This window comes from Cupriavidus basilensis (assembly GCF_029335485.1).
GTDB classification, from domain to species: Bacteria; Pseudomonadota; Gammaproteobacteria; order Burkholderiales; family Burkholderiaceae; genus Cupriavidus; species Cupriavidus basilensis_E.
This window is the reverse complement of sequence record NZ_JARJLM010000424.1, coordinates 1-19,818: the sequence shown is the minus strand read 5'-3', so window position 1 is coordinate 19,818 and position 19,818 is coordinate 1. Positions and strand designations below refer to the sequence as shown.

Here is a 19,818-nt window from a genome sequence, read left to right as displayed (position 1 = left end):
CCCCAGAGCGATCAGGGATATGGTGGAAGAGAATGGCGAGTCGTCGATTGCATGCAAGCCGGAGCGCGATAGGAGCGCTTTGGGTTGGGTTACTGGCAGGCTTCCCGTTGCTCGCTATCGCACAGACAGATTTTACGCAAGTGAGGACTCCGCGGCAATTCCTGGCGGACATGAAAATGCTGCTGCAAAAGCAAGAGTTATTCACGCCGGATGACATGGAGCGCTATCTGCATATCCGCTTTGAAGTTGACCAAGCGGAGCGGCTTCCGCTTGATGATATGGATAAGCAGCGCCGTGGCGTTCGAGGGATATCTATTGGTTACAAGGTGAACGCCATGTCGCCGGAGTTTTCGAAGGCATCGAATTATCCCTATTTTGGGAAGTTTGTTTCAAAATCGGAAAAACCAACGAGAATATTATTTAGATCTGATCTTGATGTAGATAATATTTGCATCTCCCGGGTGGATTTAAGTAAATACTTTCCGGAGTTGGTCAGAACCGTTCCTCCTTCCGTTGGAATATATCCGTACAGCTATATGAATGGAAATAATGGGCTGAGTTTCACATTCTATGATCCAGAAAACATTAATGAATGTGCGAGCAGTATTGGGTTAAGGCAGGAGATTGCATCATGCCAATCACAAGGAGATAAGTGATGCCATTGAAAGATGATTTGGTTACCATATTGAAAGGTACCGGGCTCACATTGGATGCTAAAACAATCAGTAGAATTGGGGCGTCACCAACGCTGACTGATTGGATTGCTCGATACGCGACCGACGTGAGGGATCGTATCTATAGTCCAATAATAGAGGGACACGGTCGGTTTGTCTACGTAAGTGAAAAGGATACGGCAGAGCCAGGGATTCGACTCGACACTTTGAGCGCTGCAAAGAATGGAGATACGAGCCAATTCATCATTCAACTGGCTCACGAGCTGAATCACTATATTCGCGGAAAGGAGGTGTATGAAACAACGCGATCGATCTGGAGTGATGCTAGTCTAGACGCTTTTGGTAAGGCCGTGCTATACGTTCAGACTGTCGCAAAGAATGAGGCTGTGTCGTATTACCATGGTGAGTATAAGGTTGTCAACGAGATTCAGGTAGGAACGTCTGATCATATTGACCTATTTTCCAGTAAATACTGGCGCCAACGTGTGGATTCTGCCTCCGCGAAGGCCCGTTCGGCTAATCCTGGCGTCAGCGGTGCTGCTCTTGATGATGCGGTCGTCGGTATCTATGTAGATGATTACATATGGGAAGGACGGCGGGTTCAGATTGGGAACACGCTAAGGGATGTTTACTCTCAAGCAGGTGGCGGCGCAGAAATTATCAATCTGATGCCACCAACGAGCGAAGAAAGCAGTGACGTCAATACGACGTCGTTCCATTTCCAAATTAGAAAGGGTGATGGAAGTCTCAGCGGCTACGATGTTTCCCTGATCCGGGACGAAGGGAGTGCGCCAGCGAGATTGATCCTGGAAAGCACGGCGGCTGGCCGCACCGCGACCATATCGTTGGGCGATGGCAGTGTGATCGCCACCTATGCGCAGGACACATCGGGCAAGTGGGTGCCGACGCAGTGGCAGCAGGACGGACAGACCTATGTCGGTGGCGATCTCGCGACATTCCTCGCCAATACGCAAGCATCGTCTGACTGGGGAGACCTGACGAACGCCAGCGGCAGAGCCCGCGCCGAGATTAACGATAAGTTTGCCGTGGCCGATGCGGCAAATGGGGCGGGAATGCAAGAGTCCGCCAGGAATGCCGAATCCCTTCGCTTTCTTGCCAAGCGCCTCAATCTGGTCAACGAGCTCAATAACGGTTATGCCGTCATGTTGCTCAGAGGTGAAGTGCCGGCTTCTTATCGACTCAGCGGTGCCATGGATGCGGCGATCAGGCAGTCCATGGCTATTCTGGCCCAGTTTAGAGTGAACGCTCTGCTGGAGAGGCCATCTAGCTTTAGCGTGAAAGTCCTTGGTTTGGGTGGTGGTCAGTCGTATCCGCTTGTTTTGGATCTGGATGATCGCGGCATCGAACTCACGGCAATGGATAGGAGTCAGGCTAGGTTCGACGCCAATATGACGGGCGCTGCAAAGCCGCTCGGATGGGTAGGACGAACCAATGGGATTCTGGTCTTCGACAGGAATGGCAATGGTGTCGTGGATGACGCGGGAGAGTGGTTCGGTCAGCACTTCTCGGCATCTGGGCAACCGACCGCTGGCTTGACCGGCTTCCAGGCGCTCGGCACCCTTGCGCAGGCAGGGGCCACAACATTTTCCCGAGGCACGGCCAGGGTTGATCCGAAGACGGGCCAGAGTTACTTCGATGAACTACAGGTCTGGGTCGATGCGAATCAGGATGGGAGGACGGATGCAGGCGAACTGCGTTCGCTCGCTAGCCTGGGGATTACCTCCATCGATCTGGTCGCACAGCCAGTCAATCGGAACGTCGAGGGCAACGTGATCGCGAGCCGGGCAGGGTACACGACGAGCGATGGCAAGCGTCACACCATTGAAGATGTGGGACTGGCAACAGAATTGCCTCGCCCCGTCGACGGGCCGCGGCCCGCCAGCGCGGCGGCGCTGGCATTTGCTGACTATGCCGGCAAGGGATTTGCGGCGATGGCCGCCGGCCAAGCAACAGCGATCTCCGAGTCGCTAGCCAACACGTCGATGGACGTATCGGCACCGCTCGCCAAACTAAGGGAATGGATGGGGCAGACACGTTTCCGGGTGCTGTCTGGAACGTCGATCAAGATTGGTTACACAAAAGCTGGCCAGACCGCGCCGATCTACACATATGACCCCAATCATTACGCAAATACGGACGGAGTAGTACGTGTCCCGGTCTTGAACTATGCTCCCGAGCATACGGCCGATTTGCTGGCCGGCATCCCTGCGCTGTTACAGGTTGAGAGGGAGACGGCTGACGCGATCGCGGGCGGGGCAAATGCCATCTCGGCGGCGAACAGCGCGGCCCAGGTGGCAAATGCGACGCAGACCGGTGTAGCCCGCGGGAGCGCGGTCGAGCAGGCCCGGATTGCGACCAATCGTTGGGGGGGCGCACTTGTCAAGTATTTCGACATCCAGAAGCAGGTGCAATCGATGACGGTGCGCATGGCAGCCCTGCAGACCGAACTCAATGACTTGATTCCCGCCAATATCTCGTTGACGGGACATCTCTCCAACGGTCTGACCTTTGCTGGGCCGATGGAGGCCGACTTTGCTGCCGACACGTTCAAGGCTTATGGCGCGTTACTTCAGCCGATGGCTAAGCTTAAGGCAGCGGGTGACCTCCTGCTCAGCGCCATTGCGCAGTCCGCGGGCTACAGCAGAGTGTATGCAGGTGCCGATGGGCAGACAATCGTGGCCGAGACTGGCTATAACCTGCTGATCGCGGGCCAAGGGTACGAGGCGTTTGTGGCAAGCGGAGGGGTCGACAACATCGCGCTCACCAGTTGGTCGCGGGCGACGGTCTCGAACTTCACAGCCGGACGCAAGGGTGACCAGGTCCAGATCGTCGACGGCAGCGGTAGTGCGGTTGTGAGCAATGACGGCGAGGGGGGGACCTTGATCAGCACGTCGGCGGGTGGGACGATCCGCCTGATCGGCACCGCTCCCGAAGCCCTGGACCTATTTGCCAATATCACTGGCGTGGAACGTCTTTCATTCGATGGGGTTGCGGGGACACACAGCATTGCTCATGAAGACCTCTTCGACGGACAGGTTCACGTGAATGGCCTCACCGCCTCACAGGCGGGCGATACGTTGATCGGTGGCGAGCGTGGCAGCGTGTTGTTGGGTCGCAGCGGTAACGATACGTTCGTGATCGCAGGCCGACAGTACTACGTCAACGGAGACGGCGGCCAGAATACCGTTTCCTATGCGGACCTGGCATTCGGTATCACCGTTGGGCAGACGATGGGCACCGAGACGCGTCCTCGCGAGGATGATCCAGGCTCTTTGGAGAACTTTGAGGTCATGATCGGACTCGACAGCCTCGGAAACCGCTTGATGAACGTCCAGAATTTCATCGGCACGAAGTTCAACGATGTCCTTAAGGGCGGCGCGGAGAACAATATCTTCGATGGCAATGGTGGCAATGACACGATTGATGGTGGGGACGGTTACGATAGGGTGACCTATGCCGGCTTTCACAAGAATTTTCAGATTCGATGGGATGCCAGGTTGGGCGAATACAGCGTCCAGGGTGCCAAGGGCCGCGATACGCTTGTTAACATCGAGGAGATCAAGTTCCTCGATGGACGTTTGCATATGGATGTCAATGGCCATGCCGCGCTCGCCTACCGGATGTACGAGGTCGCTCTTGGCCGTGTTCCCGACCCAGGTGGACTGGCGTGGGCCGTGGCCAATCTGGAGGGGGGCATGACACCGGTCGCGTGGGCGAACAGTGTGGCGAACTCCGGTGAGTTTATGGCGAAGTACGGATCGCTGGACAATCAGGCGTTGATTGAGGCGCTCTTTCGGAACGTGCTACGCCGTCCGGGAAGCAATGGCGAGATCCTGGACCGCATGGCCGGAATGTACAAGGGCATGAGCAAGGGGGAACTGTTGCTCTGGTTTGCCAACCATGACGAACTCAAGGGGATGACCAGGGATGTGGTGCAGCAGGGCCTGTGGATATCGGACCCAAGCGTACTTGGGATCGACCGCCTGTATCGCGGGATTCTTGGACGAGGGGTGGACCCCAGCGGTCTGGAGGACGGCCTGGCAGTTCTCAATCGCGGATCGGGCTACCGATGGATTGCCATGGGGCTAGCGAACTCGCAGGAGTTTTTTGAGCGTTTTGGGAATATGAACGACGACGAGTTCATCCAGCTTGTCTACCGGCAGGCTGTGGGGCGGGAGCCAAGCGAGAACGAGATTTCGTGGGGGCTTGGTGCTATTAACAACGGCCAGTCCTGGGGCGAATGGGCGGCGTACTTCCTCAGCGGCGACGAGGCAATCAGCAAGATGCCGGGAATGGATGGCATAACGCTGTCCAGTAATCAGCGTCGAACGATGCTCGGAACGGCTGCAGCGGATACGCTGGTTGGCAGTGCCGGCAACGACGTGATATTTGGCGGCGCGGGGAACGATACGCTGAGTGGTGGGGACGGGGACGACCAGATTGACGGTGGCCTTGGTAATGACACCCTTGACGGCGGTGCAGGCATTGACACGTTGTCGTATGAGAGCCGCGAAAAGATCGCGCTCCTCCCGCCCACCCCAGGGGTAGGGCCTGGCGGAGTGAGCATCCAGATGGGCCTCGGCACCACACAGGAAAAGGACGTCTCGGGCAATGTGGTCTCCACCGACACCTTCCGGAATTTCGAGAATGTGGTCGGCTCCAACAACTCGGATCTTATTCAGGGTGACGACCGGGACAACGTCCTATGGGGCCTGGCAGGACGCGATCAGATGGCTGGGGGCGCTGGCAACGACGTCATGTACGGAGGCGATGATGGCGATTACCTGTACGGCCAGCAAGGCGACGACACCCTCTATGGGGAGGGTGGTGACGACAGGCTTTGGGGCGAGTCTGGCAATGATCGGCTCTATGGCGGTGCCGGCCAGGACTACCTGGACGGTGGCGAAGGCAATGACCTGCTGGATGGCGGCACCGGGAATGACGTTCTCGCCGGTGGCACGGGGAACGACACCTACGTCTTTGGGCGGGGATATGGTGTCGACACCATCCTGGAGAACGACGCCACGCCGGGGAATACCGACGTGCTGGTTCTCGGCAATGATATTGCCGAGAACCAGCTGTGGTTCCGCCACGTGGGCAATGACCTGGAGGTGAGCATTATCGGCACGGCGGACCGGATGTTGATGCGAGATTGGTACCAGGGCGGTGCCTATCACGTGGAAGAGATGCGGACCGCCAGTGGGAAGGTGCTGCGCGACACCCAGGTGGAGTTGCTAGTGCAGGCGATGGCCAGTTTCAATCCGCCCGCCGCCGGGCAGGTGACGTTGCCCAGCAACTATCAGGCAGCGCTCACACCGGTCATTGCGGCCAATTGGCGATGATTTTGGGTCCTGTACTTGCCCGATTGGCTCCCCCAGATACCGCGATGCGCCGGTTCGAGGCCCCGGACTCACTCATGGGGGGTACCTTGAAGGACTGTGGCAAGCCGGTCGCGCTCGAGACGACTGGGGCCTCATTGAAGGCATCGCCTCGGTCGAGCGACTGGTCATATCGACTTTTCTTCAAAAACATAAATAATCTCTATGCGCTTCATCTCAATACTACGTGTACGCCAAGGCGAGCCGCGACGCGCCCCTGACCCAATGGAGCGAGGTTTCGATGAGTCAGCATTTCATCAAGCTTTCTTGTCATATCATGACGACTCTCCTGAAGACCTTCATGTGCGAAATTTCGGTGTACTCGTTGCAGCAAGGGTGCAGCGGCTCTTCGCTACGTTAGTGGAGATGGAGAAGCGCAGTCCGCGCTTCAGCTATGAAGAGATGGCCAAGGCGGTGGCTACGTTCGCGCACAAGCAGCAGCTTGCACTGTTTGCCGACTATTGGAGTGCACTCGCCGATGTTACAGAAATCACCCAGGAGGCGTTGACCACCCAACGGACGGCGACCGACCAGCACGGAAACGCCTTCACACCGGATGAGGTCTTGCAGGCCATCATTGATGGAGCCAAACACGTACTTCGCCATGCGCGCGAAGGGAAGGGCTTCGGGGGGGGCGGCGACCAACCCGAGGTAGTCAGCATCGATGGCGTAGCGGCGGAAGCACTCAGGTTGGGTACCGGACTCGAGATGCTACGAAAACAGTGGCACGCGGTCCTTTGGGGAGGTGCCAGCGTGCATGTGGACTCTCGGCCGCCAGGTCGCTACTTCATCGACAAGACAGCGTCTACGTTGGAGCAGATGGCGAGTGTTGACCTTCAGCGTCGGCAGGTCTCCATTGGACGCGATACCAGAGAACTGAAGGAGCTTAACCTTCGCCATCGTCTGGGAGAAAGGCGCATCTTGGCATGGGAAAATTCTGACTCCAATGCCGAGCGCCTTGTGGTCACGACAATCGATGCCCTCCCTGAGGAGCAATATCGAATGGCGGTAGAGCTTGCCGTTTCGCAAACAGCGCAAATTAATACATACGTAGAGGATTTTCTCAAGGAGTCCCATCCCTCGCTAAAGGGGATTACATATCAACAAGTTTTGCATGCGTGGTATTGTCTTGCATTGCTCATACAAACCGACCAGATCCGAGCGGAAGACGACTACGATAGCCTCGGCCATCACTCCAGGCCGCCTGTCACCTGCTTGCAGGCCGACCAATTAAACAGCGCTCTATGCGAGGCTTTAGGCATCCAACCCGTCGAAGCAAAAACGGTCATCAACTTCCTAACGTATAAGGGTCAACATCAAACGCTCTGGACACGGCCTCTGCTCGAAACCAAAGCTGGCTTTTTGCCAATGTGGTGGCCGCTTCAATGCGGTCACTTGATGCGCCTTGTCGCGGACTGGGGAAAGGGCGACAAGGATGGTGACGGGAAATTTTCCGACAAAGGCCATCGATATGAAGAGATGGTTCACCTCATGCTAGCCAAGTTACCCGTTGTTGAGAACCCCGCCTTCCGATATCTCCCACTCGGCCCGCGCCTAAATGTCCCGGACGACGCCATTGGCGATGTGGATGCGGCATTCATTATTGACCACACCCTCTTCGTGCTCGAATGCCGCGCTGTCGGATACCCCGCAGAGGCGTTTGAGTTCTGGACCACTCACGAGGACCTTCAGGACAAGATTAGGCAGGTGCTGAGAAAGAAGGAGTATCTTGCATCGAATCCCGAGGTCGTCAAGTCGTGGGTTGAGCGAACGCACCCGACGGTTACCATCCCGAAAATCGAACGGGTCGTAGCAATCGTACTCTCAAATTCGTTCCTGCTCGAGGGGGAGCGAGCCCAGCAACCCTACTTCGTGCACACGGACACCCTGTACAACGCCCTATTGACCGGCTACAGCAACTTCGGCGGAGGTTTTGATGAAGACGACCGAGAGGTCGAGTATCACGTTGATTTCCGAAAAGGGGGGCTCGCTGATGCCGACGCATTCCTTCGGGCGCTGAAACACCCTCCCAAGGCCGAAGCCTATAAGGCTTGCATCACCACTCTAGACAGCACTATGCCAAGATTCGACGAGTCTGATTCTATGGGCCTGATGCGTAGTCCAGTCATCACAATGCCAACGCACGGACGCGACGTAGAGGCCTTCCTGCAGCGCTGTAGTTTTGTTCAGCACGTTAGGAAAGTGAAGGTGGCGTAGCTGAATGCATGCCAAGGGTACCGCCGTGTCGCCCCCTTGCGCTCAGCGCCGGGTGGGGTCATGCCACGTCCTCTCCGGCCGTTGAATACAAACGCGAACCGCACTGGCCGGGGACACATTTGCCTCCCACTAGGACAGCCTTCTTGCTAGCAGTTGCGGTTCGCGTCCGACAATCGAAAGAGCCTTGCATTGTTCGGCTTTGCTAGCTGGCGCCCTTCTTCGCCCATCCGGCAAGTGGCCCCGTTCATGCGCTCGGGCTCGAATGACAAGCTCGGCGTACACAGTATCGCAGGCAGCCAGCTTGTCTTCTAGTTCCAGCACCTCATTTCGAAACCGGGCCACATCCTCTTTCAGGGTCTCTTGCTCTCTAGTATGGGGCGCTTGAGCCTCGAATAAGGGCAACGTGCACTTCTGGATAGGGGCAATCCTTGTGCCCAATCAAGGTTCGCGAACACTGCGCCTCTCGCGACAGAAGATGTTGTGATGTAGTGGTCAAGTCTTTTCGGACAGGCTGATAGGTTGTTTTGCTGTCGGCTTGGCCTCGTAAGCGCTAGGCGAGACATAGCCAAGGGTTGAGTGCAAGCGCACAGAATTGTAGAAGCACACGATTTACTCGGTAATGTCACGTCGAGCCTCCGCGTGATTGGCATAGCGCCGCTGCCACACCCGCTCCATTTTCAGGTTCAGGAAGAAGCGTTTCATCGGCGAGTTATCCCGGCAGCTGCCTTTGCGGCTCATGCTGCAAACGATGCCGTGGCACGCCAACATGGCCTGGTACTCGGCGCTAGCTGACTACCTCGATCCGAGTGGAGCACCAGCCCCCGCGCGGACGACGCTGCTGTAGCGCCCATTTCCAGCGAGGACATGATCAGGGCCGTCGGCATGGCCGGTGCCATGGCCCAGCGTGAGTAGAGGTCCAGCACCACTGCCAAGTACAACCGGCCCTGGGCGGTGCGGACATACGGGTGAGTAGACTAGGGGAGTTTCACACCCAGCCTCTCGCAGAACCGGACGTGAGCCTCTCGACTCATCTGGCTCCCATCATCCAACCGCAGGAAGACATCCCATTCACCAATGCACGAAGGCAGTCGGGAATCGACGCGCAAGCCGCCCGAGGGCGTGTCTCGCCCGCGTTTTATGGCGGGCGAGAGTCTTGTACTTGCGCATCATCCAGCGCGCCAGATAGTCATTCATGTGTTTCCAAATCACCGACATCGCCGAGCCATGGAAGGGGCCGTAGTACTGCTGCCACCCCCTCAGATTCGGATTGAACATTGCCGCCAGATCGCCCAAAAAGAACAGGTCTAGGATTCCTGACTTGCTCGGATGTACAACGATGCAGTCTGGAAGTGCGTACGATGACTGTCAGCCGCCACGAAGCGAACAGACCTCCCTGGCCCGTAGGCCAGCCATGGTCTGTATTAGGGGATGGTTTGTACGGGGTGAGGATCTTCTGTGGGGTGGCCCGTGGGGCGGTCGGGTGGCCGGAAGCGACTGAGTCCAGCTCGGGCTGGAGCACCTGATCCTATTGCTGGCACTGATAGTGCGTGACTGATATAAATTACATTTACTTCAGATGTAAATAGCACAATGCATTCACTTGGCCGCAGGCCCTTACACTCATTCGCGCATTCAACGTTGCAGCATCAGAAGTGCACATAAAAGGGTCTACTAGTGGTTGGGAAGTCGTCTTGGCTGCTTGCTGTCGCAGCGGCCCTGAATTTTGCTTGCGGGATGGCGATTGCGTCTCCACCAATCAAGGTTTGGTGGGCAGAGCCATACGGCACTGCATATGCCCACGGCCAGGGCCCAATGTACAGCACCCCACAACAGGCCTGCACGCACTTCGATGGTAGCTGGGGACCAGAATATACTTTCCGATATGTGTATCCGCCTGAGCCGGGACACCTTTGGTATTGGTGCGAACCGCTGATCGGAGGCCAGCCCATGGCGCCCGGCTATGTGCGAGACGTCAGAGGCAAGTACATTGGCCAAAAGGAGCTTTGCATCGCGCCAATCCGGAGAACATATAACGCGTCGTGGAGTCGGAATCCGAGCTTGCCCATGGAGGAGCAATGTCCTGATCTGCCGCAGCAAACGGCAAACGCTTGTCCGGTAGGAAATCCCATCTCGCCGCTGACTGGGCAGAAGGTCCAAGTCGAAAGCCCCGACTTTCAATCCTCAGGGCCGCATCCGCTCACTTTTCAGCGCACGTATCGTTCCGACACCGCCCAATATGGCTCGAATGTCGGATCGATCAGCAATACATGGTTTCACAATTGGCAACGCGCGTTGAATCCCATGCTTGCCAATGAGGGCACCATCATGGCTAGGCGTGAGGATGCGTCGTTGGTCAGGTTCTTCCAACGTGGTCAGCAATGGCTGCAGGCCGACGGTCAGTCGCGTGACTATATCCTGGCGGGTCCGGATGACAAGGGCGTCGGAGCCTGGCAGTATCATGCTGCCTCCACCGACACCGTTGAGGCATACGATGCGAATGGACGCTTGTTGACCGTCACCGAGCGCAATGGTTGGACAACGACCCTGGCATATACTACTAGCGTTACCGCTGCGGCTCCTTGGGGACGGTCTGGCGTTCTCGAGAGCGTGCAGAACCAGTTCGGCGCTAGACTCTCCTTTGCTTATGACGCATCGAACAATCTGATCAGCGTCATCACGCCTGACGGCGCGACGATTCGATATGGGCTCACGAACGACGGGGGTACAACCGTTACGTGGCCGGACGGATCAATGCGGCGGTATCACTATGGGGAGGACATTCCCAATTTTCAGACGTATATGCCGGGACGGCTAACCGGAATTACTGACGAGCTCGGCAATCGTTTTTCGCGCTACAACTACAGCACGAGCACGGGATTTGTCACCAGCGAGGAGCACACGGGTGGCGTCGACAAGCTGTCGTTCAGCTACAGCGCCAATTCCACACTGGTCACCGATGGCAATGCGCTCACACGCACGTTCAATTACCAGTTGGCCGGCACGCTACGTCAGCCCACCGGCGGATCCGGGTTCAGTCCGATCGGCGATCCATTCAACACCATCCAGTACGACAGCAGCAACAACGTCAGCCGCACAGTTGATCGGAATGGCAGCGACACTCGTTATGCTTACGATGCCCAGGGGCGAGAGATCCAGCGGATCGAGGGCTACGGTACGGCCGACGCAAAGACCACGACGACCGAGTGGCATCCGACATGGAATCTGCCCGCCAAGGTAGCGGCGCCTGGCCGGTTAGATAGCTTTGACTACGACGCCAAGGGTCAGGTGATTAGCTACGCTTGGTACCCGACTGCGGACAGTAACGGGAGTCAGGGCACGAGCGCCAAACCGGCGGGAGCAATTGCCAGGTCAGCTTGGTCATATAACAGTCTAGGGCTACTCGCCTCGACAGTGGAGACTATCGATGGAAACGCCGCGGGCCGATGGGCTTTTACCTATGACCAGCAGGGTAATCTAGCGAGTGTGACGACCCCAGAAGGAAAAAAGGGCCGGGCATTGCGCTATGACCCTGCGGGCCGAGTATTGGAAGTCATAGATGCCGATGGAAACAGTCAGCTATACGAATACAACTCTCGAGGACAGATCGTACGGTATGACGTTGGTGGAAAGACAGTTACGTACGAATATAATGCACTGGGATTTCTGACCGCGGTACGGGGACCAGAAAGCTCCTACATCGGCTATGAATATGATGAAGCACATCATCTGAAGGCTTTTTTGCTACAGCCCGCAGCGACTGAGGCAGTCAGTACTATCAGTCCGTTTTCGTCAGTTCAGACAACCGCCGATTCATCCAGCATGGGGAAAGTGAGCGTATGGCGGCGTGTGTGGACCTGGATCAAGTCTTGGCTAGGCCGAATGGTGGGCAATGCACATGCTCAGTCTTCTGTTCAAAGAATACCCGTGCCGCAGTCCCCTGCGCAGGTCGCTGGATGCGACGGTACTGGATGTCAACAGACGTTTATGGACTGTTTAGCCAATTGCATTCGCGCCTACGATCCGCTCAGCGATGAATTCAAGATCGCACTAACAGGGCTTGGCGGGACCTTTCCGAAGGCAATGGTAGGTCTACCGAGAGGTCTTGGGGGAGCGAAGAGCGTAACAGCTGTACCTAGCGTCGTGGCCCATTCCTTAGGTGGCGGCAAGGCAGGTACCGCCGGGGGAGCAACCAGACTTGTAGGCCGGATTGCTTCTCCTATTTGGATCGGATATGGCGTGTACTTGGCTGGCATGGAGGGCTACTGCGCAGCAAATTGTGGTATGAATTCCCGTTCGCACTGAGAGATCACGATGAAGATTTTTTTCTTTTGTTTGGCCGCATTGGTCATTGCAGGGGGCACGGCTTGGCTCCGCACGAGATCCAGGACTCATATGATGAGGGTTCTTCAGCAAAGAGAAGCACTGGACGACAATCTTATCTATTCACGCTTTTATCTTGCAAGCGGAATTGAAAAAGCATCTGTTCAAGAGCTCTGGCACGAAGTCGCTAACACGCTGAAGATCCCGGCCGAGTTGCTTCGCCCAACAGATAGGTTCGGGAAGGAGATCGGCGTATCGCTGATCACAAGCGAGGAGCTAGACTATCTCGGCGAACTCGCGCTTAAGAGAGCCAAGGCGGATGGCAGGAGCATTGACCTCAAGTCTATTAGGTCCGTTGACGACTACGTGAGGGCGTTGGGCCACACTCATTCGTAGCGCTTTCATTCCAAGTGCGACGTTGGAAAAAGCCGCTGACATCTGGTCAAACACCATGCCGATAACTGGTGCTATCAGCATGGAATCTCGCGGGACGGGCTTCCGAGGGTTGGCCGCGATTCGTAAAATATCCGCCACATCTAGCGCTAAGCGACTGATTTTCAAAGTGGAATTTGTCGCTTGGCTCAGTGACTCGGCGTGCAGCCGCAGCCGCTGAAAAATCAAGTACTTGGAACGTCTGCCGACGCCTTCTCCCGCAACCCTCAGGCACACTAGTGGCACCACCAAGGTGGATTACACCCCCTTGCCGACCACAAGTTCCTATCGTTCGATCATTGGATTCAAGCGCATGGAAGAAATAAACGAGATCATATTCGCAATCATGATATCGATAGCCATCATGCGCCCCATTGATTGATCGAGATTTTCTGATCGTTCGAATTCAAATAACAAATTTTGCATAGCGGAACACCAGGCTATCACCCATTTTTTCGGGGGGAACGATCACAGGCGCGATCAGCACCGCGCCCGGTGTAGAAGCCCAACAGCCCGGGTGCCGCACGATTGTCGGGAGATGCGCGGGCGCCCTGTGAGTGCGTCAGACAAGGATTCCTGGAAGGTTCAACCTGCGCTCGCCAGCAAGGTCTTGGGTTCCAAGTACGCGCTCATGCCCCAGCGGCCCATTTCGCGCCCCAGCCCTGAATGCTTGAAGCCGCCAAAGGGTGCGCGCGGCTCGTTGGCCAGGGTGTTGACGAGCACGCGGCCCGCATCGATCTGGCGCGCCACACGTTCGCAGCTTTCCGGGTTTGTGCCCAGCACCAGGGCGCTCAGGCCATAGCGCGTGTCGTTGGCAATGGCGATCGCATCGGCTTCGTCCTCGTAGGGGATGATGGTCAGCACGGGGCCGAAGATTTCCTCGCGCGCGATGCGCATCTGGTTGTTGGCACGGGTAAAGAGCGTGGGCTTCACGAACCATCCGGCGTGCAGGCCATCGGGGCGGCCTTCACCGCCTGCCAGCAAGGTCGCACCTTCTTCCAGCCCGAGGTGGATGTAGTTCTGCACCCGCTCCCATTGCTTCTTGCTCACCATCGGGCCGATGTCGGTGTCGGCTTGGCGCGGGTCGCCGGATTGGATGTGCGAGACCGCCTCCTTCGCCACCTGCTCGAACTCGGCCAGGCGGCTGCGTGGCACCAGGATGCGCGTGCCGGCGATGCAGGCTTGGCCGCTGTTCATGAACCCTGCCTGGAGCACGAGTGGCATGACGGCGGTGAAGTCCGCGTCATCGAGTACCACGGTGGGCGACTTGCCGCCCAGCTCCAGTGTCACGCGCTTCATCGTGGCGGCGCCCGTGGTCACCAGGTGCTGGCCCACGGCGGACGAGCCCGTGAACGAGATCTTGGCGATGCCGGGGTTGCGCGCGATCTCCTCGCCGACCACTTCGCCGCGGCCGTTGACGATGTTGAACGCGCCTGGGGGCAGATCGGCTTCGTGCAGCGCTTCGGCCACGATCTGCGTCTGCAGCGCGCTCATCTCGCTGGGCTTAATGACGGCGGTGCAACCGGCTGCCAGCGCGGTGGCCAGCTTGTTGCAGATGAAACCCGCATTGCTGTTCCATGGCGTGATCAGGCCCGCAACGCCCACAGGCGTCTGGATTACCGTGGCTGCGCCGGCCTTTTCCTCGAACGCGAAGGACTCCAGTGCGTCGATCGCCTGGGCAATGACGTCGGCAGGATACGTTGCCATCCAATGCCCGCGCACTGAGGGTGCGCCGTATTCCATCAGGATGGCCTCCATCAGCGCGTCTTTGCGCGCGGCCACGGCCCGGTGCATGCGCCGCAGGGCCGCAATGCGCTCCTCGCGTGTGGTGCGTGACCAGGCCGGGAATGCAGCCTGTGCTGCCGCGATGGCGCGCTGCGCGTCCTGCGCATCGCCCAGCCGCACCTGGCCGATGACGTCCTCGGTACTCGGGTTGTGGAGATCGAACCATTCCTGGCCGTGCGGCGTGACGAATTCGCCGTTGATGTAGATGTGTTCAATGCGTTGCATGGTGGCTCCTTGGGGATTGATGCAACGAAGTCTAGGAATGGTTTATTGTTCTGATAAGCCGTCTTGTGGCTGATGAGGTATCCGTAAATTCAGGACAATTCATGCACAGAACAGGAATGACCGAGCTGGAAGTGGTTCTGGCCGTCGCGCGCCGCAACAGCTTTCGCGGCGCGGCGCAGGAACTGGGCATGTCCACCACCGCCGTGAGCAGCGCCGTGGCCGGGCTCGAGGCACGCCTGAAGGTGCGGCTGTTCAACCGCTCGACGCGCAGCGTGGCGCTCACCGATGCCGGACGACGCTATGTGGAGCGGATTGCGCCGGCGCTGGCCGAAATCCAAAGCGCGGGCGAAGAAGCCGGCACCGGCCCCGACGTGCCCAGCGGCACGCTGCGCATCAACGCGCCGCAGGGCGCGGCATCCCTGCTGTTGGAGCCGCTCTTCCTGCAATACGCGCAGCGCTATCCCGAGGTACGCATCGACATCGTGAGCGAGTCGCGCATGATCGACATCGTGGCCGAAGGCTTCGATGCGGGCATCCGCCTTGGCGAATCCGTGCCGCAGGACATGATCGCCGTGCCGCTCTCGCGCGACATCCGCATGCTCGTGGTGGCAACGCCAGAGTACCTGGCGCGCCACGGCACCCCCAGGCACCCGCGCGACCTGCTCCAGCACCAGAGCATCGGCATGCGCATGTCGCACGGCGGCATCTATCACTGGGAGCTGGCAAAAGGTGGCCAGAAGCTGCAAATGGATCTGCCCGTGCGCCTGGCGCTCAATGAGCCGCCGGCCATCAAGCAGGCGGTGCTGCTCGGGCTGGGTATCGGCTTCATCTCCGAGTGGTTCATCGAAGAAGAGCTGAAGGCCGGCGCGCTGGTGCCGGTGCTGGTGCCGTGGTGCCCGTCGTTCGGCGGGCTTAGGCTGTACTACTCAGGCCACCGTTTCGTGCCTGCGCGGCTGCGTGCGCTCATCAGCTTGGTTCATGAGCTGGGCTTGGCTGGGGCGCCGTTGCGAGGCGTTCAAGCAGGCTAATATCACCTCCGAACTATCGGACCGCAGTTCGCTCTTTAGGTCACTCTGCGACAGGTAGCCAAGCGAAGATCGAAAAACGATCCTCTATTGGCCGCCGCCCTGCTTGCCTGTCAAGACCTTGCGTTGATCAATCTCGGCTTTTTTGGGGCTGCTTAACTCGGGTGGATTGGATCGCAGTCCACTTTGGTTTCTCCGCTTTGCGGCGAAGGATCCACCCGAGGTCGGTCCATTATGTTATTCGGTAAAACAACCTAAAATAGATAGCCCAACATATCTATTTTCCCTTTCGGCCATTCCTCTGCGCTCAGACTTTTTACCAGGAAGAAATCGGCAAGGTCTCGTTCAATTATCGATACACTTTCCACATTCTCTACGGCGAGCCATTTCGTCATTGCCGGGGACACCCGGTTGAAACCGTGGGCTTTGTAGATAGTGTCGTTGTCTCCCATCAAGACGAGAAAATCCACTTGGGCACGTCTGGCTTGCATTTCGGCAGTGTGCAGTAAATTTGAGGCGATTCCGCTACGACGGTAAGCTGGCAGAACGCAAAGGTCGATCAGGCCGAAGATGCGGACGATCTTGCCTTCTATATTTATGACGCGGTGGTCAATACCCAATTGGCCGACTATCTTCTCGTCTTGATATGCCAGATACCGGAAGTGCGGCAACTGTTTGAAATATGATCGTCCGTCAAAGGTATCAGGAAAACACTCGTCCAAAAAGCCTCGAAATCTCAGACGTCTCGGTTTGATCAATCGCATATTCGTTGACTAGCGTTAGAGTATAGCTACGTGGCATTATTTACTCATTCTGATTGGCGACAACTGCGGGTGAGATTGCCCGTCGGCATTGAACCTGCTTACCGGAAAGGCTGGTTCGGGATTCAGGGGCTTCGAGAGTGCAGAAGCTCTGCAATCAGATTGGCAATTCCTTCAGGGGCGGCCGGCGTGGCAGGGTCGGGCACGCAGGCGCATACGCTGAGCACCGCCTCGATAGCCAAGGTGGCGAAGGTGTCAACGCGACCATGCGGAAAGTTCGCACAGTCATTGGCAGCGAGGCGACGCAATAAGAGACGCGCGGCGAGTCTAGCGCAGGAGCGGATCCATGACCATTTCGTGCCAGGACATACCGCCGTGGGCCGACGGAGAGGGTTGCACGTACCTGAAGCCGAGCTTTTTGTAGAGGTCCACGTGGCGCTCCTTGCACATAAGGTGGATGGTCTGCTTGCCCCGCCGCGCCATGTCCTCCACGAAGGCGCGCATCAGCAACGTCGAGTAGCCCTTGCCTTGATATGCCGGGTCAACCACAACCGACATGATCACCACGTTCGGTGCGTCGGGATCGTGCCCTACCAGTTCTTTAAAGGTCTCGTCCGACATCACGACGTCCTGGGCGCAGCCGCTATTGATGAAGCCGACAACTTGCCCCTTCAATTCCAGCACAAGAAAGCCGCTCGGATACAGGGAAATGCGGGTGGCGATCTTCTCGCGCGTCGCGGCTTCGTCGCCCTCGTAGGCGGTGGTTTCGATTTCGAAACAGCGGGAAACATCGGACGTCTTTGCCGAGCGGAAAACAAGTGGATGCATGGGGTAAGGGCTATTGTTGTCGATTGACCGCAGGATTTGCGGAGCTGCCGCAGCATGATAGGTGAGTCTGAATCATGTATATACTGCATTTTTTCACCTTGCAGTGCATCATATGGCAGTACTCAGCTATCTTCCAGTTCGGGTTCGCTCCGCCGAGGCGTTTGCAGTCAATTTTTCGATACGTTCCCAACTCGGAGAGTAAGGATTGGGGTACGGGAATGTCGTAGGATCGCCGGGTCTCGCTGGTTTCGGATCTGAGGTGAATAGCGCGTTGTTCGACGTCTATATCACGCCATTCCAGGTTGAGAATTTGTCTTCTCCGCATGCCCGTGAAATAGAGCGTCTTGACGAACGCTCCCCAGAACCAGATAGGTCGCGTGCAAGGCGGCCACGGATGTCTGATCGCCTCCCATCACGCATCCTGAAGAGGGGCAAACCGGTCGATGCAATACAAACGGCGGTTTCCAGATTACAGCGGTCAGTCAAGAGCCAGGCCTGGGCGCAACTCTCGCTGACATTGCGAAGCCCTTCAAAGCCGCTTTGAGATCGCCGAGGAAGCACTGAAGACCCTCATCTGCGCCGCTGTGGTCCTCAGCAGTTCCAAAGCCCGTGAATGATCAAGGCAGCAGGTGCCTCTCGAAGAACGCCGCAATCTTGCGGTTGACCACGGTGACGTCGGCACGGTCGAATACCGGCGGATCGTTGAGCAGGTCTCCAACGAGCCCGTCGAGGCCGGGTGGGTGCGGCGACAACAGTGCGCCATGCCCGCCCGCGGGCAGGTCGGCGATATGCTCACAGGTCTGGCAGACCGCGAGCACGCGGTCTGCGTGGAAGCGCGGGATCAGCCAGCGGTCTTGCTCGGCCGTGACCAGGCCAAGCGGCACCGCTGGCCGGGCCAGTGAGTTCATGTCGAAATCGGCGGCGGCAGGCACACCGGCTACCGCTGCGGCAATACGGGGGTCCGCCGCAATGCGCGGGGTATCGTCGTCGAAGCGGTGATGGATCACACGCAGGGCCACCCACTTCTTCAGCCCGTCCAGTGGGCCACCGGTCAATCTTGTGATCAATCCGACGCAGGACTGGAAATCTTCCGCAATATGCTCATCGCAATGCCGCATGAAGCGGGCCGGCGACCAGCGACCACCGGCCAGGCTCAGCGCGGTGTGGCCGCCCGCGGACATGCCGAACACGCCCACCTTGTCCAGTCGAAGCATGGGGGCGAAACGCGGATCGCGTCCCATTGCGTCGATCGCGCGCGACACCTCCGCGGGCCGGATCGTCCAGCTATCGGGGCCGGGGTCGCTGCCGTCCACGTAGTTGTCGGCCCGGTGCTGCGGCATGGCAACGATGAAGCCGGCCTCAACCAGGTCCCGTGCCAGGTCGGCATGCACCCAGGGCGAGCCGCCCGATCCGTGCGAGATGACAACCAGCCTCCCATTGCCCGGCACGGCGCGGCCTTCCGCCGCAACGTCCAGCAGGAATCGTCCCCGCCGCACGGGTTGGCTCGTATCGCTCGATGGGTAATACACGGTTACCGGACCATCCTCGGCGGTGGCCGGCAACTCGCTCAAGCCCATCGAGGCGCGAGCAATACCACACAGCAATGCCAGCGCCAGGCCAGCCCAACGAAACATGCGCATCGGAACCCCCTTCATTGTCAGGAGACCATCCCCCGGTGTCCGAAGCATGCATGGTGGCGCGCCTGGCGTCTTGCCGAAAGTGAACGGCAATGGCTTCCGGCTAGCCGATTTCAGAAATCGGCCAGCTTTTCTCGGCGATATTCGGTGGGTGTGAAGCCCGTGGCTGCCTTGAAGGCGCGATTGAAGGGGCCGATCGACTGGAAGCCGGCCTCCAGGGCGATCGTCAAGACCGGCAGCGTGCGGCATGCTGGATCGCTGAGCGCAGCGCGTGCTTCCTCCAGCCGGAAGCCGTTGACGAAGGCATTGAAATTACGGTGCCCCAACCGCTGGTTGATCAAGCGCCGCAGCCGGTATTCCGGTACGGCAAGCTGGGAAGCCAGGCTTGCGATGCTGAGATTTTCCCGGCGATAGGCGCGTTCGTCGGACATCAGGCGCAGCAGGGCGTCCACCAGCGCCTGCTCGGGCTCGTCCGGCTCGTCCGCGACGGACGGCTGCGCGGCGTCGGCCAATGC

At 58.1% G+C, this 19,818-nt stretch carries 13 protein-coding genes and 1 pseudogene; 6 read left to right on the top strand and 8 right to left on the bottom strand.

The features are described 5' to 3' along the window. Positions 1–176 precede the first annotated feature (176 nt). From P3W85_RS25225 to P3W85_RS25215, 3 genes are all read left to right on the top strand, one after another. Positions 177–656: a hypothetical protein gene (locus tag P3W85_RS25225; RefSeq protein WP_276266766.1), complete on the top strand. Its 480-nt coding sequence runs from the start codon at positions 177–179 to the stop codon at positions 654–656. Continuing rightward, positions 656–6,037, top strand: a complete 5,382-nt coding sequence (locus tag P3W85_RS25220; RefSeq protein ID WP_276266765.1) for a calcium-binding protein — start codon at positions 656–658, stop codon at positions 6,035–6,037. Before P3W85_RS25225 ends, P3W85_RS25220 begins: the two co-directional genes overlap by 1 nt. 261 nt (positions 6,038–6,298) lie before the next feature. After that, positions 6,299–8,290, top strand: a complete 1,992-nt coding sequence (locus P3W85_RS25215; RefSeq protein ID WP_276266764.1) for a hypothetical protein — start codon at positions 6,299–6,301, stop codon at positions 8,288–8,290. 492 nt (positions 8,291–8,782) lie between these two features. On the opposite strand, the pseudogene P3W85_RS25210 reads toward P3W85_RS25215, so the two are convergent. Together P3W85_RS25210 and P3W85_RS25205 are read right to left on the bottom strand one after the other, a co-directional pair. Continuing rightward, positions 8,783–9,252: pseudogene (locus tag P3W85_RS25210) on the bottom strand (DDE-type integrase/transposase/recombinase); the annotation flags it as partial. Between the two features lie 106 nt (positions 9,253–9,358). After that, complete coding sequence (locus P3W85_RS25205; protein WP_276266763.1) at positions 9,359–9,583, bottom strand: group II intron maturase-specific domain-containing protein; 225 nt, start codon at positions 9,581–9,583, stop codon at positions 9,359–9,361. 771 nt (positions 9,584–10,354) lie between these two features. Here P3W85_RS25205 and P3W85_RS25200 point away from each other — a divergent pair. Further along, positions 10,355–12,592 carry a DUF6531 domain-containing protein gene (locus tag P3W85_RS25200; protein ID WP_276266762.1) on the top strand — a complete coding sequence of 746 codons (2,238 nt, stop codon included), beginning with the start codon at positions 10,355–10,357 and terminating at the stop codon, positions 12,590–12,592. 9 nt (positions 12,593–12,601) lie between these two features. Beyond that, entirely contained in the window at positions 12,602–13,006 is a 405-nt protein-coding gene (locus P3W85_RS25195; RefSeq protein WP_276266761.1) for a hypothetical protein, read from the top strand. 621 nt (positions 13,007–13,627) lie between these two features. Here the strand turns inward: P3W85_RS25195 and P3W85_RS25190 are convergent. Continuing rightward, positions 13,628–15,052: an aldehyde dehydrogenase family protein gene (locus tag P3W85_RS25190; RefSeq protein WP_276266760.1), complete on the bottom strand. Its 1,425-nt coding sequence runs from the start codon at positions 15,050–15,052 to the stop codon at positions 13,628–13,630. Between the two features lie 101 nt (positions 15,053–15,153). Between P3W85_RS25190 and P3W85_RS25185 the strand changes: the two genes are divergently transcribed. Further along, positions 15,154–16,080 carry a LysR family transcriptional regulator gene (locus tag P3W85_RS25185; protein WP_276266759.1) on the top strand — a complete coding sequence of 309 codons (927 nt, stop codon included), beginning with the start codon at positions 15,154–15,156 and terminating at the stop codon, positions 16,078–16,080. A 251-nt stretch (positions 16,081–16,331) separates the two neighbouring features. On the opposite strand, the gene P3W85_RS25180 is transcribed toward P3W85_RS25185, so the two are convergent. The 5 genes from P3W85_RS25180 to P3W85_RS25165 all read right to left on the bottom strand — a co-directional run. Then, positions 16,332–16,841, bottom strand: a complete 510-nt coding sequence (locus P3W85_RS25180) for a GNAT family N-acetyltransferase (protein ID WP_276266758.1) — start codon at positions 16,839–16,841, stop codon at positions 16,332–16,334. Positions 16,842–17,165: 324 nt separating this feature from the next. Then, positions 17,166–17,666, bottom strand: coding sequence for a GNAT family N-acetyltransferase (locus P3W85_RS25175; RefSeq protein ID WP_276266757.1), 501 nt, complete (start codon positions 17,664–17,666; stop codon positions 17,166–17,168). Between the two features lie 10 nt (positions 17,667–17,676). Next, a complete protein-coding gene (locus P3W85_RS45600) occupies positions 17,677–18,036 on the bottom strand; it encodes a tyrosine-type recombinase/integrase (RefSeq protein WP_430869613.1) in 360 nt (119 codons plus the stop codon). 247 nt (positions 18,037–18,283) lie between these two features. Beyond that, positions 18,284–19,306: an alpha/beta hydrolase family protein gene (locus P3W85_RS25170; RefSeq protein ID WP_276266756.1), complete on the bottom strand. Its 1,023-nt coding sequence runs from the start codon at positions 19,304–19,306 to the stop codon at positions 18,284–18,286. A gap of 110 nt (positions 19,307–19,416) precedes the next feature. After that, positions 19,417–19,818 (bottom strand): helix-turn-helix transcriptional regulator (locus P3W85_RS25165; RefSeq protein ID WP_276266755.1); only part of this gene is annotated, 402 nt, incomplete at its 5' end.